This window comes from Pseudoxanthomonas sp. 134C1 (genome assembly GCF_057773065.1).
The window spans coordinates 173616-189721 of sequence record NZ_JBYMTH010000002.1 but is presented as its reverse complement, the minus strand read 5'-3'; the positions used below and the strand labels follow the sequence as shown (position 1 = coordinate 189721).

Sequence of the window (16106 nt, the reverse complement as noted above, 5' to 3'; positions counted from 1 at the left end):
CCGGGGGCAAAAAAAAAGCCCGACCGGAGTCGGGCTTTTCCTCGAACTGACGTTCGCGCTGGATCAGAATCTCCAGTCGATACGGGCGTACAGCGTACGACCCACCGGATCCGCACCCTTCCAGTAATCGTAGAAGGGGTAGTCGGTGTGCGTCTTGTCGTCGCGGTAGTGCTTGTCGAGCACGTTGTTGACGATGAAGCTCGCCGTTACGTCCTCGCCAAACTTCTTGCTGACCACCCAGTTGTACATCATCAGAGGCTGGATGCGGTGGCTCAGGTCGCGTGACCATGCGGTGCCGTAACGGGTACCGAACACGGTGGTCGACCAGTCGCCCTTGCTCCAGCTCAGGCTGCCACGGGCGCGGCTGCGCTGATTGGCATAACGGCTCGGCTCGTCACGGTAGTCGACCAACTCGTCCTCGCGGAACTGGCGGTCCTTGTCGGTCAGCAGCAGCGAGTAGCCCAGGTCCAGACCGAACACGCCCCAGCGATCCGTATCCAGCTTGTACTTGTACGTCGCATCGATACCGCTGGTTTCAACGTCTGCCGTGTTGTACGGGGCCGTTGCCACGCTCACCAGTCGACCGTCGAGCGAGGGAATGGCCGCCGTCTGACGCGTCACCGCAGCCAGCACGTTCTGGCAGAACTGCGAGTTGATGTCGTGCGGGTAGGGGCGGCCGTTCGCGTCGGTACCCAGTCGGCAACCGGCTTCCTTCTCCAGCACCGAGCTCAGCGATTCGGTACGGGCGGCGTCCTGCAGCTTGATCTTGTAGTAGTCGACGGACAGCGACATGTTGTCCACGATGTCCCAGACGAAGCCGGCGGTGAAGGACTTGCCTTCCTCTTCCTTCAGGCCCGTGTTGCCGGTGCCGATGCCACCGATCTGGTAGGTGGTCGGATCGGTGCCGGATGCCAGGCACTGTGCGGCGGTGCGCGGGCCGGCATTGGCGCCCGGACCGGTACCGGTACGGCAGGCGTACTCGTCGAACGCGTTCGAATAGAACTGGTAGCCCTCGGCGTAGACCATGTGCAGGTCGGGCGCGCGGAAGCTGGTGGCATAGGAGCCGCGCACCAGCAACGAGCTGAACGGACGCCATTCCAGGCCAAAGTTGTAGGTGATGGCATCGTCGACGGCGGTGACGTCGTCATACTTGTCGTAGCGACCGGCCAGCTGGGCGGTCAGGCTCTCGAAGATCGGCACGCGCAATTCCACGCCGGCGGCGTAGCGGCTGCGCTTGCCGTGCGTTTCGCCCGAGTTGACCAGGTTGTACGGGGTCTTCTCGTCCGGGACACGGGTCAGGCTGGCATACGGATCGCTTTCCAGATCCATGGTCTGGCGGGCGTATTCCAGCGTGCCGGCGAAGCCGACGGCGCCAGCGGGCATTTCGAACAGATCGCCGCTGATGTTGAAGTTCAACTGGCTGGACGTGGTTTCACCGCGGTTGACCGAACGCGTGGCCACCGAGCGGTACTGATCCGGGGTGAACGGCGTGTGGTAGCGGTCGAGGTTGAGCTCATAGACCGGATAGACACCGGCATAGCCCAGCAGAGGACCGAAGAAGTAGTCGTGCAGCGCCTTGCCCAGCAGGCGCGGACGGTCGTTCTTGTAGTCGTACTTGGCGTAATTGCCGCCCACTTCCCAGTCGAAGCGATCCGCCAGGGTGCCGCGGAAACCACCGGCGACCTCAAACGCCTTTTCCTTGAACTTGGTGGAGACCGCGGTTTCACCGCCGACTTCCTGCGGCATCAGGAAGCGCTGCAACTGCACCAGCGTGTCGAACTGCGGGTCGTAGTACAGCGGCGACTTGCCACCGCCGAGGTAGGTCATGAAAGGATCACCGCCGGTGCCCCAGAACTCGGTGCCACCGCTGGAGACCGCATCCGTGTTGTACCAGCTTGCGCTGGCCCACAATTGCTTGTTGTCGTCCAGGTTGTAGGTGCCGTAGCCGTAGCCCGAGATGCTCTCGCGCTTGTTCATGATCGACTGGTAGGCGATGTCGTCGTACGAGCCGCAGATCTGGCCGCGCGAGGGGCTGTTGTACGCGACGAAGCCGAACTTCTCGCAGCCGGCGGCGCCCGGGAAGGCGATTTCACGACCGGTGTAGGCATCGAGAACGGCCAGCGCCAGGCCAGGACCCGCCTTCTTGTTCGGACCGTCGCGGCGGTCGTCCATGAAGTCGCGCTGGGAAGCGAAGATCGGCTCGTTGTTGTGGTACTGGAATGCGTAGGTCACGCTCCAGTTGTCGCCGGTACGGCCACCGGTGTACTGCAGATCGACGCTGTCGCCGCCACCGTTGCTGGTGGTGCCCGTGGTCAGCTGCAGGTGGTTGCCTTCGAAGTTCTCGCGCAGCACGACGTTGATCACGCCGGCGACCGCGTCGGAACCATAGATCGCCGACGCGCCGCCGGACAGGATTTCAACGCGCTCGATGATCGCGGACGGGATCGCACCCACGTTCACCGACGAGCGGTCGCCGTTGTACGGCTGCGGGTAGTCGGCCATGCGGCGGCCGTTGATCAGCACCAGGGTGTAGCCCGGGCCGAGGCCGCGGAGGTTCACCACCTGCGCATTGGAGGTGAAGCCACCGGCGGAGGACAGGTCACCCGCATAGTTGATCGTGGTGTTCTGGGTCAGCGTATCCAGCATTTCGGACACGGTCTGGAAGCCTTCGCGATCGATGTCGTCGCGGGTGATGACGGTCACCGGCGTGGCACCTTCGATTTCGACACGCTTGATGCGGGAGCCGGTCACCGTGACCTTGTCGAGCGTGGAAGTCTGCTGTGTCTCCTGCTGCTGCCCGGCATCCTGGCTTGCATTGTCCTGGGCGAGTGCGCCGGCGGCCGGCAGCACGAGCGCTGCGATCAATGCGGTGCACAGGTGGTTGCGCTTCAATGCGCGCGTATTGCGAACTGGCATGTAGTGAATCCCCTTGAGAAATAGATGCAGCCCCCGTGGCCATTCCGTTGGCCTGCCGCATCAATGTGAAATCCTTGTTACGAAACTAACATGACATTAACGAACAGTGTGATTTGCATCGCAGTGAAAGCGTAATTCTTTCAATTTCGTGATGTTCATCACAAATATCCCCCCCCCTTTTTGAGGCGCCGCACAAGAGTCTTCTCTGACAAATTTCTTCTAAATCAATTGTTTATATCGTTTTTGTGGCTGGGCTCCCAGCTGACGTGTCGATCGAAGGAAAGCGGGCTCATCGCAAGCCAGATCCAGCCAGTCCGGGCCATGTGCTGGCGCCAAGGCGCGTGCGCCGATCACCTAAACTGTGCGTGGAGCAGCCCGCCTGCCGTCCCACATTCCTCAAATCAGCCCGCCCGCCGGCACCCATCCCGCAACGGGCATGCTCAACCCCATGCAGAACATGACCCCCAGAACCGTTGTCTCCCACGCCGTACAGGGCTCCCTGAGCCCGTCCCCCCGCGTCAAGAACGTCATCGCCGTCGGCTCCGGCAAGGGCGGGGTGGGCAAATCGACCACCGCCGTCAATCTCGCGCTGGCCCTGAAGGCGGAGGGCGCGAAAGTCGGATTACTCGATGCCGACGTCTACGGCCCCAGCATCCCGGCCATGCTCGGCCTGTCCGGCCGGCCAGACAGTCCGGACAACAAGTCCATCGAGCCGATGCGGGCGTTCGGGGTGGAGGCGATGTCGATCGGCCTGCTGGTCGACCAGGACACGCCGATGATCTGGCGCGGCCCGATGGCGACGTCCGCCCTGATGCAACTGTTCACCGATACCCTTTGGGACGATCTGGACTATCTGCTGATCGATCTGCCGCCGGGCACCGGCGACATCCAGCTGACCCTGGCCCAGAAGATCCCGGTGGCCGGCGCGGTGGTGGTGACGACGCCGCAGGATATCGCCACGCTGGACGCGCGCAAGGCGCTGAAGATGTTCGAGAAAGTCGAAGTGGCGGTACTGGGCATCGTCGAGAACATGGCCGTGCATACCTGTTCCAACTGCGGCCACGTCGAGCATCTGTTCGGCGAGGGCGGTGGTCAGCGGATGGCGGCGCAGTACGGCGTGCCGCTGCTGGGCTCGCTGCCCCTGGATATCGCGATCCGGGAACAGGGCGACGCCGGCCAACCGGTGGTGGTGGCCGCGCCGGACTCCGCCGCGGCCCAGGCCTATCGCCAGGCGGCGCGGGCGCTGGTCGCGCAGCTGGAAACCCGGCCGCGGGCCAAGTCCTCGATCCTGTCCTCGCTGCTCTGAGCCGGCATCGTCCCGGCCAGTCCCCGGTCCGCTCTGGGGAGGGGCCGGGCTGCCCTACAATGGCGGCCCCGTCCGCCCCCCGTCTCCGCAACAGGAACCCTGCATGACCATCAAGAGTGACCGTTGGATCCGCCGCATGTCCGAGCAGCACGGCATGATCGAGCCGTACGAGCCGGGGCAGGTGAAGCAGGTCAACGGTGAGCGCATCGTCAGCTATGGCACTTCCAGCTATGGCTACGACGTGCGCTGCTCGCGCGAGTTCAAGGTGTTCACCAACATCAACTCGACGATTGTCGATCCGAAGCATTTCGATCCCGGCAGCTTCGTCGACATCGAGTCGGACGTCTGCATCATCCCGCCCAATTCGTTCGCGCTGGCCCGTACGGTCGAGTACTTCCGCATCCCGCGCGACACACTGGTGGTGTGCCTGGGCAAGAGCACCTACGCGCGCTGCGGCATCATCGTCAACGTGACCCCGCTGGAACCGGAGTGGGAAGGGCATGTCACCCTGGAGTTCAGCAACACCACGCCGCTGCCGGCGCGCATCTACGCCAATGAAGGCGTGGCGCAGATGCTGTTCTTCCAGTCCGACGAAGTCTGCGAAACCTCGTACAGGGATCGTGGCGGCAAGTATCAGGGCCAGACCGGCGTGACCCTGCCGCGGACCTGACGAACGCCAGTCTTCCCAGGGAGCAACACGGCATGGACGAACAGAATCCTTACCAGAGTCCGGTCAGCACCGTGGAAGCGGTCGTTGTCCCGGGCGATGGCCCGCAACTGGCGGATCGCATGGCCCGTTTGGGCGCCGCGCTCCTCGACAGCATCATCATGCTGACCGTGACGGTGCCCGCCATGTGGTTTGGAGGCTACTGGGATGTGGCGATGCGTGCCGCGATGAGCGGAACGCGCGTGGGCCTGGGAACCACGTTGCTGTGGGGCCTGATCGGATTCTGCATTTTCCTGCTGATCCAGGGCTATCCGCTGCATGCCACAGGCCAGACCTGGGGCAAGCGGGTGGCGGGCGTGAAGATCGTCGATCTGGATGGACGGAAACCGGATTTCCTCCGGCTGCTCCTGCGGCGCTATGTGCCTGTGCAACTGGCTTCTCTGGTCCCGTTCATTGGCAACATTCTGGTTCTGGTGAATGTGCTCTTCATCTTCAGGCAGGACCGCCGCTGCCTGCATGACCTGATCGCGGGCACTCGCGTGGTGCCGGCGCGCTGAGCGAAGGGCGCCGTTCTGCCCGGGCGAGGTGATCAGCCCAGGCGGGCGCGCCAGATACCGGCCTGTTCGAGCAGCATTTCGGGGGAATAAGGCTCCGCCGGCCCATGTCCCCATACCGGGCCAGGCCAGGCCGCATCCCCTTCGTGGCGTCCGATCAGATGGACATGCAGCTGGCGCACGATGTTGCCGAGCGCGCCGATGTTGAGTTTCTGCACCGTGGGGACCGCGCGGATCAACGCGCCCGCCTGGTTGATCTCGGCGAGCAGCAGGCGTTGCTGGCCGCCATCCAGATCCAGCCACTCGCTCACGCCGTCCACGCGAGGCACCAGCAGCAGCCACGGATAGCGCCGGTCGTTCATCAGCCGGACCTGCGAGAGCGGACCATCGGCGATGAACACGCTGTCGGCCGCCAGCCGGGAATCCAGCACGAACCCGCTCATCCGATCTGCTCCACGAGGAACGCGAGGCTGCGCGACAGCGCCAGCTCCGCGCTCTCCGCGTCGTAAATGTCGGGGCTGGCGTCGCGGTTGAAGGCATGTCCGGCGGAATAGGTGAAGACCGGAAGGCCGGGCAGGCGGTCGCGATGAAGCTGCACGGCTTCCGCGGGAATCGAGGCGTCCTGTTCGCCGAAATGGAACATCACCGGCGCCGCAAGCGTCGAGCCGGAAGGCATTTCCTCCAGGAACAGGCGGTTGCGCGAACCGTAATAGCTCACGCCCGGCAGGCCCAGCCGCAGCGCCGACAGGAAGGCGACGGTGCCGCCCCAGCAATAACCGACCGTGCCGACCTTGCCGGCCCAGGCCAGCGCACCGGCGGCGGCGGACACGATATCGAGCGCCGCGTCGAATCCCAGTTTGCCGATGAGTTCGCGGCCGCGATCGTGGGCGGACGGGTCGTACGGCAGCTCGACGCCCGGTTCGACCAGATCGAAGAACGCGGGCGCCAGGGTCGCGTAGCCGGCCTCTGCATAGCGTTCGGCCACGCCGCGGATGTGCGCGTTGGCGCCGAAGATTTCCTGGATGATCACCAGCCCGCCACGCGGCGGTCCCGCCGGTTTCACCTGCCAGGCCGCCACCGGGCCGCGCGCGGTTTCGAGAGTGGTCCATTCGCCCATGGGGAACTCCGGTTGTCCTGCTGCCGAGGGCGTCATTGTCGCCCATCGGAACGAAGCGCCGGGTGACCGCGGACGCCGTTCAGGCCGCGGGCCGGGCCAGGCGGATGGAAGGGTATAATCCGCGGCCCTCGGCGCCGATGCCGTTTCTTCCGTTTCCGCTTCCATGTCCCTGCAGAACCCCAAGGTGGGTTTCGTCAGCCTCGGCTGTCCGAAAGCCCTGGTCGATTCCGAACGCATCCTCACCCAACTGCGCGTGGAGGGTTACGACATCGTGCCCACCTACGACGACGCCGATGTGGTGGTGGTCAATACCTGCGGCTTCATCGACGCGGCGGTCACCGAATCGCTGGACGCCATCGGTGAGGCCCTGGCCGAGAACGGCAAGGTCATCGTCACCGGCTGCCTGGGCAAGCGCCCGGAGCAGATCCGCGAAGCGCATCCGGACGTGCTGGCGATCAGCGGTCCGCAGGACTATCAGAGCGTGATGGAAGCGGTGCATGCCGCGTTGCCACCCAAGCATGATCCATTCCTGGATCTGGTGCCGGACTATGGCCTGAAGCTCACCCCGCGCCACTACGCCTATCTGAAGATTTCCGAAGGCTGCAATCACCGCTGCAGCTTCTGCATCATTCCTTCGATGCGCGGCGATCTGGTGTCACGCCCGGTCGACGAAGTGCTGCGCGAGGCCGAACGCCTGGTTCGGGGCGGAGTGAAGGAATTGCTGGTGGTGTCGCAGGACACCTCCGCCTATGGTGTCGATCTGAAGTATGCCGAGCGCGAATGGGGCGGCAAGACCTACGCCACCCGGATGAAGGCGCTGTGCGAGGGATTGTCGGAACTCGGCGCGTGGACGCGCCTGCATTACGTCTATCCGTATCCGCACGTGGACGACGTCATCCCGCTGATGGCCGAAGGCAAGGTGCTGCCGTACCTGGACATCCCGTTCCAGCACGCCAGCCCGCGCATCCTCAAGCTGATGAAGCGCCCGGGCGCGGTGGACAAGACCCTGGAGCGCGTGCAGCGCTGGCGGGCCATGTGTCCGGAGCTGACCCTGCGCTCGACCTTCATCGTCGGCTTCCCCGGCGAGACCGAGGCCGAATTCGAGGCGTTGCTGGATTTCCTCGACGAGGCGCAACTGGATCGCGTGGGCGCGTTCGCCTATTCGCCGGTGGAAGGCGCCGCCGCCAACGCGCTGCCGGATCCGGTGCCGGAGGCAGTGAAACAGGAGCGCCTGGCGCGTTTCATGGAGCGGCAGGCGGCGATCTCCGCCGCGCGCCTGGAAGCCAAGATCGGCAGCGTGCAGCGCTGCCTGGTGGACTTGCTGGAAGACGGCATCGCGGTCGCGCGATCCCCGGCCGATGCGCCGGAGATCGATGGCCTGGTGCACATCCAGAACGCGGAGGAAGCCGGCCTGCGCGTGGGTGACTTCGTTGACGTGGAGATCACCGAAAGTGACGAGCACGATCTGTTCGGCGACGCCATCGCCAAGTCGGGTGCCGGCCCGGTCGAACTCAAGGTGCTGTGACCGGATTGGCGACGGCCGCGGGTGCGGTGCGTCGCCGCTTTGTCGCACCGGCACGCGGCGATCAGACCGTCGCCGGATTCGCGCATCCGCTGTTCGCGGATCTGTCGGTCCATCGTGATCTGATCGATTCGCCGGAATGGCCGGATATCGACACGCTCAACGCGCGGTTGCCGTTGCCGGACCGGTGTTTCGTCGCCGAGGACGAAGCGCTGGCGGCCGACGGGCTGCATTACGAGCTGCGCGTCGCCAGCGGCCGGATCGCCACCCGTCCGTGCAACTGGCATGACCTGTTCAATGCGCTGGTCTGGGCGCGTTATCCGGTTCTCAAGGCGGCGCTCAATGTGCGCCAATGCCTGCACATCGCGCGCAACGGCACGCAGCGGCGCGATGGCGCGCAGCAGGCATTGACCCAGTTCGACGAAAGCGGCGTGATCGTCCGGGTGCGGGACGCCGCGTTGATTCAGGCATGGGATCGTCACGATTGGTCCACGTTGTTCCAGGGCCAGGCGGAGCACTGGCGGCGGGGCGACCTCGCCGTCGCCGCCGTGGTGGGGCATGCGCTGATGGAGCAGGCCCTGTTGCCGGAACGCCGTCTGGTGGGCAAGTGTCTGGTGGTGCTCGGCGAAATGCCGGAGGAAAGCGTGGCGCGCGTCATCGCGGCAATCCGGGCAGGCGAAGCGCTGCAGGATCCAGGCGGGCTGCGGCCGCTGCCGCTGGCGGGGATCCCCGGTTGGCATCCTCGGCAGGAAGCGGCGTTCTACGCGCAGGCCGACTACTTCCGCCCGTTGCGCGAAGGCCGCGTGTATCCGCCGCCGCTGTGCTGATCAGGCGTTGTAACCGACGTCGATCACCACGAAGCGCGCCAGCCCACCGGGCAGTTCCACCGGAAACTCATCGTCGATGCGCTTCTTCAGCATCGCCCGCGCCAGTGGCGAATCGATGCTGATCCAGCCGCGTGGCGCATCGGTTTCGTCGGGGCCGACGATGCGGTAGCGCGAGGTCTCTCCATTGGCGATGTTCTCCACTTCCACCCAGGCGCCGAAGAACACCGCTTCCGGATCGGAAGGCGCACCCTCGACCACCCGCAGCGCTTCCAGCCGCTTGCTGAGATAGCGTACCCGGCGATCGATTTCGCCCAGTTGTTTCTTGCGGTAGGTGTACTCGGCGTTCTCCGAGCGGTCGCCTTCGGCCGCCGCCGCGGCCAGCGCCTTGACCACCTCGGGTCGCCTGACGCGCCACAGATCATCCAGTTCCGCCTTCAGCCGATCGTGGCCTTCGCGGGTGATCAGGGCGGTGCTCTTTTCGGCAGGGGGGCGCCAGCGGGACATGCGGGTGGGGGAGCCTTGCGGGAGGAACGTGGGAACAGGGTAGATCGGGGCGGGGAGGGCGGAATCAAGCGTGGGCCACGGTCTTCTCGTAACGCCACACTTCCAGATCGAACACGCCGTCCGGCGTGTCCAATCGATTGATCATGTTGCCCACCCGCGTCCAGCCCTGGCGGGTGTAGAACCGGGCTGCTCGCTCGTTGCCGATCGCGCAGGCCAGCCAGGCGCGCGTGACGCCCGCATCGGCAAGGCGGATTTCCGAATCGGCCAGCAACCGCGCCGCCACGCCGGTGCCACGCGCGGCGGCGGCCACGTACAACTGGTACATCTCATCGCTCTGGATCATGGCGAAGCCCAGCGGCTGGCCCAGGGGACCCAGCGTGCGCACCATCGGCAATCCGCCCGCGAGGCGCCTGACGAAGCTGGCGAGCGTGCGATGGCGGGCCAGTTCCACCGGCAGGATCGCGGCGTGCGCGTCCTGCCAGCCGCCATGCCAGAGACGCGCCAGCGCGTCGATCTCGCGGGCGTCGGCCTGCCTCACCTGCATGGTCCACCCCGCGCCATCACGGCATCGCGATCAGCGGCGCCCGCCGAAGATGCTGCCCAGGATGCCGCGCACGATCTGGTTGCCCAGCTTGGTCCCGATGGTGCGGGTGGTCTGCTTGGCCATGGTCTCGATCATGCCCTGGCGACGCTTGGTGCCGAAAACCGCATCCTTGACCGCCTGGCCGAAACCGCCGGCGTCGGGATCGTCCTTCTCGGCCTTGGCGGCCGGCGCGTTGGCGGTCTGCATGGCCGCGTCGGTGCGCTTGGCCAGCATCTCCGCCGCCGACTCGCGGTCGATGCGGTCGTCGTATTTGGCGCCGACCGGGCTGCCGGCGCGCACCTGCGCGCGTTCGGCCTCATTGATGGCGCCCATGCGGCAGCGTGGCGGCGAGATCAAGGTCTGCTGCACGGGCGAGGGCACGCCCTTGTCCTGCAATGTGGAGACCAGCGCTTCGCCCGTGCCGAGCCGGGAAATCGCGTCCGCCACGTCCAGCCTGGGATTGGGCACGAAGGTCTGCGCCGCGGTCTTGACCGCCTTCTGGTCGCGCGGGGTGAACGCGCGCAGCGCGTGCTGCACGCGGTTGCCGAGCTGGCCGAGGATGTTGTCCGGCACGTCGTCGGGGAACTGCGAGCAGAAATACACGCCGACGCCCTTGGACCGGATCAGGCGCACGACCTGCTCGATACGCTGCTTGAGCGCGGACGGGGCGTCGTCGAACAGCAGGTGCGCCTCGTCGAACACGAACACGAGCTTGGGCTTTTCGAGATCGCCGACTTCCGGCAGGGTCTCGAACAGTTCCGACAACAGCCACAGCAGGAAGCTGGAATACAGGCGCGGCTTGAGGATCAACTGGTCCGCGGCCAGGATATTGACCACGCCGCGACCGTCCAGATGGGTGCGCATCAGATCCGCCAGTTCCAGCGCCGGCTCGCCGAAGAACATCTCGCCGCCTTCCTGCTCCAGCCGCAACAGGGCGCGCTGGATGGCGCCGATCGATTGCACGCTGACCAGGCCATAGCTGGTGGAGATGTCCTTGCGCTCGTCGGCGACCAGGCCGAGCAGGGCGCGCAGATCTTCCAGATCCAGCAACAGCAGGCCGCGGTCGTCGGCCAGCTTGAACACGATGTCGAGTACGCCGGACTGGGTGTCGTTGAGCTCCAGGATGCGCGAGAGCAGGGTGGGTCCCATTTCGCTGACCGTGGTCCGCACCGGATGGCCGAGCTTTCCGTACAGATCCCAGAACACCGCCGGGCTGGCGGCGGGAGCGTAGTCGGCGACGCCGATGTCGCGGGCGCGCCGGAGCACTTTTTCGTTGCCGTCTCCGGCTACCGCCAGGCCCGCGACGTCGCCCTTCACGTCGGCCAGGAACACCGGCACACCCAGGCGCGAGAAGCCCTCGGCCAGGGTCATCAGGGTGACCGTCTTGCCCGTGCCGGTGGCCCCGGCCACCAGGCCGTGGCGGTTGCCGAACTTCGGCAGCAGGGTGACGGGGATGTTGTCGGTGGTGCCTTTGCCCAACAGAATCGGATCCATGAGGTGTCTCGCGGTCTGGTCGGGTGATTCTAGCGATCCGGCATGTCTGCGGGCGTAATGTCGTGACGGATTCGGCTTGCCCCGGGATCCGGGCGCCGCTACCCTGCCGCGACCGTTTTCGATTGCGCGTGCTGATGTCCCTGCCGAAGTCCTTGTTGCGTCCCTGGCCCCTGCTGGCCATTCTCCTGCCCCTCCTTGTGCTGGCCCCCGCCGCGCATGCCCAACGGGTTTCGGCCAAGGACAAGGCCGCCGTCGAAGTGCTCAACGCGCGCATGGCCGCGGCCGAGAAGCGCTACCGCGACGGCCTGGTGCGGGTGGCCAACAGTGATCCCAAGGGCACCGCCGAGACCGACGCCGCGCTGGAGGACATGGAGGACGTACTGGACGCCTGCATCAAGCAGCGCGGGTGCCAGACCCACACCCTGCTGACCACCTACAAGCGGTTGCTCAAGGATGCCTCCGACGGCGGCGGCGAGGCCGAGGAGGAAGCGACCACCGTCGATCCGCTCGACGATGGCAGCGATCATTCCGCGCTGGCACAGGCCATCCCGGAAGCCCAGCGCGCCGCGTCGCTGCTGAACGACCAGCGCCACGCCTTCGACAAGATGGTCGAATACAACCCGGCCGTGCAGGCGGGCATCCGCCGCTGGCTGACCGACATGCGCAGCGCGCTGATCACCAGCTACGAGAACTACCAGAACATGCGCGCGGAGATGTATCCGGACTGGGAGCGCAGCAAGCTGCCGGAAGCGCTGCTGTTCGGCATCATGGCCAAGGAATCCAACGGTCGCGTGCACGCGACCTCGCGCGCCGGCGCTGCCGGCCCGCTGCAGTTCATGTACGCGACCGGCAAGCGCTTCGGCCTGGGCCCGGACGGGACCGGCTTCGACACCCGCTACGACCCGGCGTTCGCCGGCGAGGCCAGCGCCGCCTACATGAACGAGCGCATGCGCGAACTCAACAACAACATCGAGTTCGCGCTGGCCGCCTACAATGGCGGCGAGGGCCGCGCGGGGCGCGTCTACCGGCAGTATCCGGGCCGCAGTTTCTGGGACGAAGTGGTCTACAGCCAGTTCCCCGGCGAGACCCGCGACTACGTGCCGATGGTGATCGCCGCGGCCTGGCTGTTCCTGCATCCCAAGCAGTACGGCCTGGAGTTCCCGAAGGTCGACGTGCACCCGGCGTCGTTGAAACTGGCGCGCGACAGCTCGATCTACGAGCTGACCATCTGCCTGGGCAACGGCGGTACCCGCGAAGGCTTCATGCGCGCGCTGCGCAACCTCAACCCGCGCTACGAGGCCGAGGCATGGATTCCGGCCGGCACGATGCTCAAGGCCAACACACGCATCGTCAGCCTCTACAACCGTTACTGCGTCAGCGGCCCGCGCGCCGATCTGGCCCGCACCCTGGTGCGCGCCGACGTCAACGCCGCCATCAAGCGCACGGCCTTGACCGGCACGGTCGCGGTGGGCGATGTGACCCCGGTGGCCGGCGTGCCGACCACGGTCGCTTCCGGCGAGCCCAAGCCCGCCGAACCCAAGGCGAAGCAGGCGCGCGAGTACCGGGTCGCCAAGGGCGATACGCTGGGCCGGATCTCGCAGCGCTACCAGTGCGATCTGAAAAAGCTCGCCCGTGCCAACGGCCTGAAGGGGCCTGCCTACAGCGTGCGGCCGGGCCAGTCGATCCAGTTGGAAAGCTGCAGGAAATGATCTGAAGCAACAGGGGCGGGGAACGATGCAAAGGAATGCAATCTGGTTGTCCGCCGTCGCCGTCAGCGCGGCGCTTGCCATCGTCGGTGCCGAAGTGGATGGCCTGCGTGTCCTGCACTACCTGTTCAAGCCGCTGACCACGCTGCTGATCGCGGCCATGGTGTGGCGGATGGCCACGAGCGGACACGGCTATCGGCGCGCGGTGCTGGCGGGACTGCTGCTGTCGCTGCTGGGCGATGTGTTCCTGATGCTGCCGGGTGACTGGTTCGCGTTCGGGCTGGGCAGTTTCCTGCTGGCGCACCTGTGCTATCTGCGGGCGTTCCGCTTGCGCGGCGATTGGTTCCGCCCGATCTGGCCGGTCCTCGCATACGGTGTGGTCGCCGCGGTCGTCCTGGCCTGCCTGTGGCCGCATCTGCCCACGGAACTGAAGATTCCCGTGATCGTCTACGTGGCCGCGCTGGCGGGCATGGCCGCGCAGGCGGCCTGCGCCTGGCGTCAGCATCCGGACAGGGCCGCCGCGGCGGCTGCGATGGGCGGCGCCTGTTTCGTGCTGTCCGATGCGTTGCTGGCGATCGACCGCTTCGCGATGGCGATTCCCCTCGCGAGCGTGTGGGTGCTGCTCAGCTACTGGGCGGCGCAGTGGTTGATTGGGCGATCCGCGATGCCGTTTTCCAGCGCGCCAGGAAGCTGATTTCCTGACGAAAAATAGGAGCAGGCAATCATAGAATGTGATTTGATTGAGACTGAAAAGAGGTTGCGCCTTTTCGTGGGAAACCATCGTTAGACTGCGCGCTCACCGCAGACTCGGGTTTCAGATGAAGACAGTTCCGTTGACGTTCTCCTTGTGCGTTCTCACGCTAGTGTCCTGTTCCGGCGACAAGGCCGAACAGGCGACGTCGAGCGCGGTGGCGAAGGCCGTGGAAGTCGCCAAGGGCGTTGCGACCGGTGTCAGCAATGGCGTGGAAGATGGGCGCAAGGCGAGCCCCAGTACCGATGGCGCACGTATTGTCGGCGATGGCGCGGAATTGCGGGCGGCATTGGCTGTACAGGTTCTGGCGGTCAAGCCCGTCGAACCATCATCCGAAGCTGACGTTACGGTCGCCGGAAGTCCTCCCGTGCGGGTGATCATGGCCTTCGAGAACACGCACGAGCAGCCGGTGCGAGTGACCGAAATGAACTACAACGACCATGTCACCGCGCTGGATGAGAAAGGTTTTGCCTGTATCACCCGGCGAGCCGACAACGCCAATGAGCTCACCGTGCCTCCGTCCTCCAAGCTCAAGGTGGAGTTGGCTTTCAATTGCGATGCGCGGGTGAAGCACGTGCGGCTTTATGGTGTGGAGTTCGGTGTGCCCGGAGCGTGACAGACGGGCATGGCGCCCACCACCTATGGCGTAACATGTGTCCGCCTCGCCAGCGCCTGACCCAGCCGCACCGGCGATTCCGCGCGCAGTTCCGGCGCCAACGCCGCCACGCCGGGCGGCAGCAGGACGATCACGGTCGAGCCGTAGTTGAAGCGGGCCATTTCCCCGAAGCGATCCAGGGTGATGCCCTGGCCGCGATAGTCCTTGCGGGTGATGCGATCCCCGTAGGCGGGAATCTCCACGCCGCTCCACACCGTCTCCACGCCGGACACCAACAGCGCGCCGACCATCACCGACACCATCGGTCCGAAGTCGGTGTCGAAGTGGCAGACCAGACGCTCGTTGCGCGCGAACAGGGCCGGCACGCTGGCGACCGCGTCCGTGCCAACGCTGAAAAGGCGGCCGGGGACATGCACGGTTTCGCGCAGGGTGCCACGCCAGGGCATGTGCACCCGGTGATAGTCGCGCGGCGACAGGTACACGGTGGCGTACAGCCCGCTGCGGAACGGTTCGGCGTCGGCCGCGTCACCCAGCAACTCGGCGGCGGTGAACGATTGGCCCTTGGCCTGGAAGATGCGGCCGTCCTGGATCGGCCCGCATTGGCTGATGTGGCCGTCGGCCGGCATCAGCAGGACACGCGGGTCCGGATCGGCGACGCGCGCGCCCGGCTTGAGGGCGCGGGTGAAGAAGGCGTTGAAGCTCGGATAGGCGCGCGCGTCGGGTTCGGCGGCTTCGGACAGATCCACGCCGAAGCGGCGCACCACCGCGTCGATCAGCCATTGCTTGACGGCTGGCGAGGTGGAGTAGGCCAGCCTGCGCGCCAGCGAGGACAACAGCCGGTGCGGCAGGACGTAGGTCAGCGCGGTGACCGGACTCATCGCGCGGCGGCCTCGGTCAGCGCCTTCATGTCGGTCGCGATCGCGTCCGGCCGGAACGGCGGGCGGATCAGGCCGGCCAGGCGGCCCTGCGGATCCAGCACGGCGATGGCCGAGGAGTGATCCATCGAGTAATCGTTGGGATTCTGCTCGAAGCCCTTGCCCGGCACCTTCATGAAGACGAAGCCCAGCGACTTGGCGAAGTTCTCCAGGGTCGGCGCGTCGGCGGTCGCCGCGAGCGTGTCCGGATGGAAGGCGTGCGCGTACTCGCCGACCTTGTTGGGGGTGTCGCGTTCCGGATCCACCGAGACGAACAGCACCCGCGGGCGGGTCGAGTCGGGCAGGACGCGCCACTGGTTCTGCGACTGGGCCAGTTCGGCCAGGGTGGTCGGGCAGACGTCGGGGCAGAAGGTGAAGCCGAGGAACACCAGGGTCCAGTGGCCCTTCAGTTCGCCGGAAGCCAATTGCGTACCATCGGACTGGCGCAGCGAGAATTCGGGCAGCGGGCGCGCCTGCGGGAACATCGTCACCGCCTGCGTGGCCGGCCAGGCCTGGGCGGGGCGGGCGGGACCGAAGAACTTCTGCGCGGCCAGCAGGCCCAGGCCGGCGACCAGCGCCAGCAGCAGGATGATCCCGAACTTCTTGTTGAACATGGCGGGTCTCGCGGG

Annotated in this window: 16 protein-coding genes; 8 read left to right on the top strand and 8 right to left on the bottom strand. The window is 66.0% G+C overall.

Translation table 11 applies throughout. The features are described 5' to 3' along the window. Positions 1-63: 63 nt before the first annotated feature. A complete protein-coding gene (locus AC3DEZ_RS04785; protein WP_488387207.1) occupies positions 64-2916 on the bottom strand; it encodes a TonB-dependent receptor plug domain-containing protein in 2853 nt (950 codons plus the stop codon). A 457-nt stretch (positions 2917-3373) separates the two neighbouring features. Here AC3DEZ_RS04785 and apbC point away from each other — a divergent pair, with 457 nt between their 5' ends. The 3 genes from apbC to AC3DEZ_RS04770 all read left to right on the top strand — a co-directional run bounded on the left by apbC (position 3374) and on the right by AC3DEZ_RS04770 (position 5446). Then, positions 3374-4222, top strand: a complete 849-nt coding sequence (gene apbC / locus AC3DEZ_RS04780) for an iron-sulfur cluster carrier protein ApbC (RefSeq protein WP_488387206.1) — start codon at positions 3374-3376, stop codon at positions 4220-4222. Between the two features lie 103 nt (positions 4223-4325). Next, positions 4326-4892 (top strand): dCTP deaminase, encoded by a 567-nt coding sequence (gene dcd / locus AC3DEZ_RS04775; protein WP_488387205.1) that lies wholly within the window; start codon positions 4326-4328, stop codon positions 4890-4892. Positions 4893-4924: 32 nt separating this feature from the next. Next, positions 4925-5446, top strand: a complete 522-nt coding sequence (locus AC3DEZ_RS04770) for an RDD family protein (RefSeq protein WP_488387204.1) — start codon at positions 4925-4927, stop codon at positions 5444-5446. 32 nt (positions 5447-5478) lie between these two features. Here AC3DEZ_RS04770 and AC3DEZ_RS04765 read toward each other — a convergent pair whose 3' ends face one another. Both AC3DEZ_RS04765 and AC3DEZ_RS04760 read right to left on the bottom strand, forming a co-directional pair. Continuing rightward, on the bottom strand, positions 5479-5886 hold the full coding sequence (locus tag AC3DEZ_RS04765) for an HIT domain-containing protein (protein ID WP_488387203.1): 408 nt from the start codon (positions 5884-5886) through the stop codon (positions 5479-5481). Beyond that, a complete protein-coding gene (locus tag AC3DEZ_RS04760) occupies positions 5883-6560 on the bottom strand; it encodes a dienelactone hydrolase family protein (protein ID WP_488387202.1) in 678 nt (225 codons plus the stop codon). The genes AC3DEZ_RS04765 and AC3DEZ_RS04760 overlap by 4 nt, the downstream gene beginning before the upstream one ends. A 163-nt stretch (positions 6561-6723) precedes the next feature. Between AC3DEZ_RS04760 and rimO the strand changes: the two genes are divergently transcribed. Both rimO and AC3DEZ_RS04750 read left to right on the top strand, forming a co-directional pair. Next, the gene (gene rimO / locus AC3DEZ_RS04755) at positions 6724-8085 is read left to right on the top strand and encodes a 30S ribosomal protein S12 methylthiotransferase RimO (protein ID WP_488387201.1); all 1362 of its coding nucleotides are present in this window, start codon (positions 6724-6726) and stop codon (positions 8083-8085) included. Next, positions 8082-8909 (top strand): DUF3025 domain-containing protein, encoded by an 828-nt coding sequence (locus tag AC3DEZ_RS04750; protein WP_488387200.1) that lies wholly within the window; start codon positions 8082-8084, stop codon positions 8907-8909. Before rimO ends, AC3DEZ_RS04750 begins: the two co-directional genes overlap by 4 nt. Here AC3DEZ_RS04750 and greB read toward each other — a convergent pair whose 3' ends face one another. The 3 genes from greB to AC3DEZ_RS04735 all read right to left on the bottom strand — a co-directional run bounded on the left by greB (position 8910) and on the right by AC3DEZ_RS04735 (position 11490). After that, positions 8910-9413 carry a transcription elongation factor GreB gene (gene greB, locus AC3DEZ_RS04745; protein WP_488387199.1) on the bottom strand — a complete coding sequence of 168 codons (504 nt, stop codon included), beginning with the start codon at positions 9411-9413 and terminating at the stop codon, positions 8910-8912. It lies immediately after the preceding gene. Positions 9414-9477: 64 nt separating this feature from the next. Then, positions 9478-9957, bottom strand: a complete 480-nt coding sequence (locus AC3DEZ_RS04740; protein WP_488387198.1) for a GNAT family N-acetyltransferase — start codon at positions 9955-9957, stop codon at positions 9478-9480. A gap of 30 nt (positions 9958-9987) precedes the next feature. Beyond that, the gene (locus AC3DEZ_RS04735; protein WP_488387197.1) at positions 9988-11490 is read right to left on the bottom strand and encodes a helicase HerA-like domain-containing protein; all 1503 of its coding nucleotides are present in this window, start codon (positions 11488-11490) and stop codon (positions 9988-9990) included. 134 nt (positions 11491-11624) lie between these two features. Here AC3DEZ_RS04735 and AC3DEZ_RS04730 point away from each other — a divergent pair, with 134 nt between their 5' ends. From AC3DEZ_RS04730 to AC3DEZ_RS04720, 3 genes are all read left to right on the top strand, one after another. Continuing rightward, complete coding sequence (locus AC3DEZ_RS04730; protein ID WP_488387196.1) at positions 11625-13199, top strand: transglycosylase SLT domain-containing protein; 1575 nt, start codon at positions 11625-11627, stop codon at positions 13197-13199. A gap of 46 nt (positions 13200-13245) precedes the next feature. Further along, complete coding sequence (locus tag AC3DEZ_RS04725; RefSeq protein ID WP_488387195.1) at positions 13246-13890, top strand: lysoplasmalogenase; 645 nt, start codon at positions 13246-13248, stop codon at positions 13888-13890. Positions 13891-14014: 124 nt separating this feature from the next. Beyond that, positions 14015-14563 carry a hypothetical protein gene (locus tag AC3DEZ_RS04720; RefSeq protein WP_488387194.1) on the top strand — a complete coding sequence of 183 codons (549 nt, stop codon included), beginning with the start codon at positions 14015-14017 and terminating at the stop codon, positions 14561-14563. A gap of 23 nt (positions 14564-14586) precedes the next feature. Here the strand turns inward: AC3DEZ_RS04720 and asd are convergent, their stop codons facing one another. Next, positions 14587-15441 (bottom strand): archaetidylserine decarboxylase, encoded by an 855-nt coding sequence (asd, locus tag AC3DEZ_RS04715; protein ID WP_488387193.1) that lies wholly within the window; start codon positions 15439-15441, stop codon positions 14587-14589. After that, the gene (locus tag AC3DEZ_RS04710) at positions 15438-16091 is read right to left on the bottom strand and encodes an SCO family protein (RefSeq protein WP_488387192.1); all 654 of its coding nucleotides are present in this window, start codon (positions 16089-16091) and stop codon (positions 15438-15440) included. Before AC3DEZ_RS04710 ends, asd begins: the two co-directional genes overlap by 4 nt. Between the last annotated feature and the right edge of the window lie 15 nt (positions 16092-16106).

Bases quoted from the DNA above. Each gene is read 5' to 3' on its own strand.
- dcd (WP_488387205.1), top strand. From the start codon at position 4,326: ATGACCATCAAGAGTGACCGTTGGATCCGCCGCATGTCCGAGCAGCAC.
- AC3DEZ_RS04785 (WP_488387207.1), bottom strand. From the start codon at position 2,916: ATGCCAGTTCGCAATACGCGCGCATTGAAGCGCAACCACCTGTGCACC.
- AC3DEZ_RS04760 (WP_488387202.1), bottom strand. From the start codon at position 6,560: ATGGGCGAATGGACCACTCTCGAAACCGCGCGCGGCCCGGTGGCGGCC.
- AC3DEZ_RS04735 (WP_488387197.1), bottom strand. From the start codon at position 11,490: ATGGATCCGATTCTGTTGGGCAAAGGCACCACCGACAACATCCCCGTC.
- AC3DEZ_RS04740 (WP_488387198.1), bottom strand. From the start codon at position 9,957: ATGCAGGTGAGGCAGGCCGACGCCCGCGAGATCGACGCGCTGGCGCGT.
- AC3DEZ_RS04720 (WP_488387194.1), top strand. From the start codon at position 14,015: ATGAAGACAGTTCCGTTGACGTTCTCCTTGTGCGTTCTCACGCTAGTG.
- AC3DEZ_RS04765 (WP_488387203.1), bottom strand. From the start codon at position 5,886: ATGAGCGGGTTCGTGCTGGATTCCCGGCTGGCGGCCGACAGCGTGTTC.
- AC3DEZ_RS04770 (WP_488387204.1), top strand. From the start codon at position 4,925: ATGGACGAACAGAATCCTTACCAGAGTCCGGTCAGCACCGTGGAAGCG.
- AC3DEZ_RS04730 (WP_488387196.1), top strand. From the start codon at position 11,625: ATGTCCCTGCCGAAGTCCTTGTTGCGTCCCTGGCCCCTGCTGGCCATT.
- asd (WP_488387193.1), bottom strand. From the start codon at position 15,441: ATGAGTCCGGTCACCGCGCTGACCTACGTCCTGCCGCACCGGCTGTTG.
- apbC (WP_488387206.1), top strand. From the start codon at position 3,374: ATGACCCCCAGAACCGTTGTCTCCCACGCCGTACAGGGCTCCCTGAGC.
- AC3DEZ_RS04710 (WP_488387192.1), bottom strand. From the start codon at position 16,091: ATGTTCAACAAGAAGTTCGGGATCATCCTGCTGCTGGCGCTGGTCGCC.
- greB (WP_488387199.1), bottom strand. From the start codon at position 9,413: ATGTCCCGCTGGCGCCCCCCTGCCGAAAAGAGCACCGCCCTGATCACC.
- rimO (WP_488387201.1), top strand. From the start codon at position 6,724: ATGTCCCTGCAGAACCCCAAGGTGGGTTTCGTCAGCCTCGGCTGTCCG.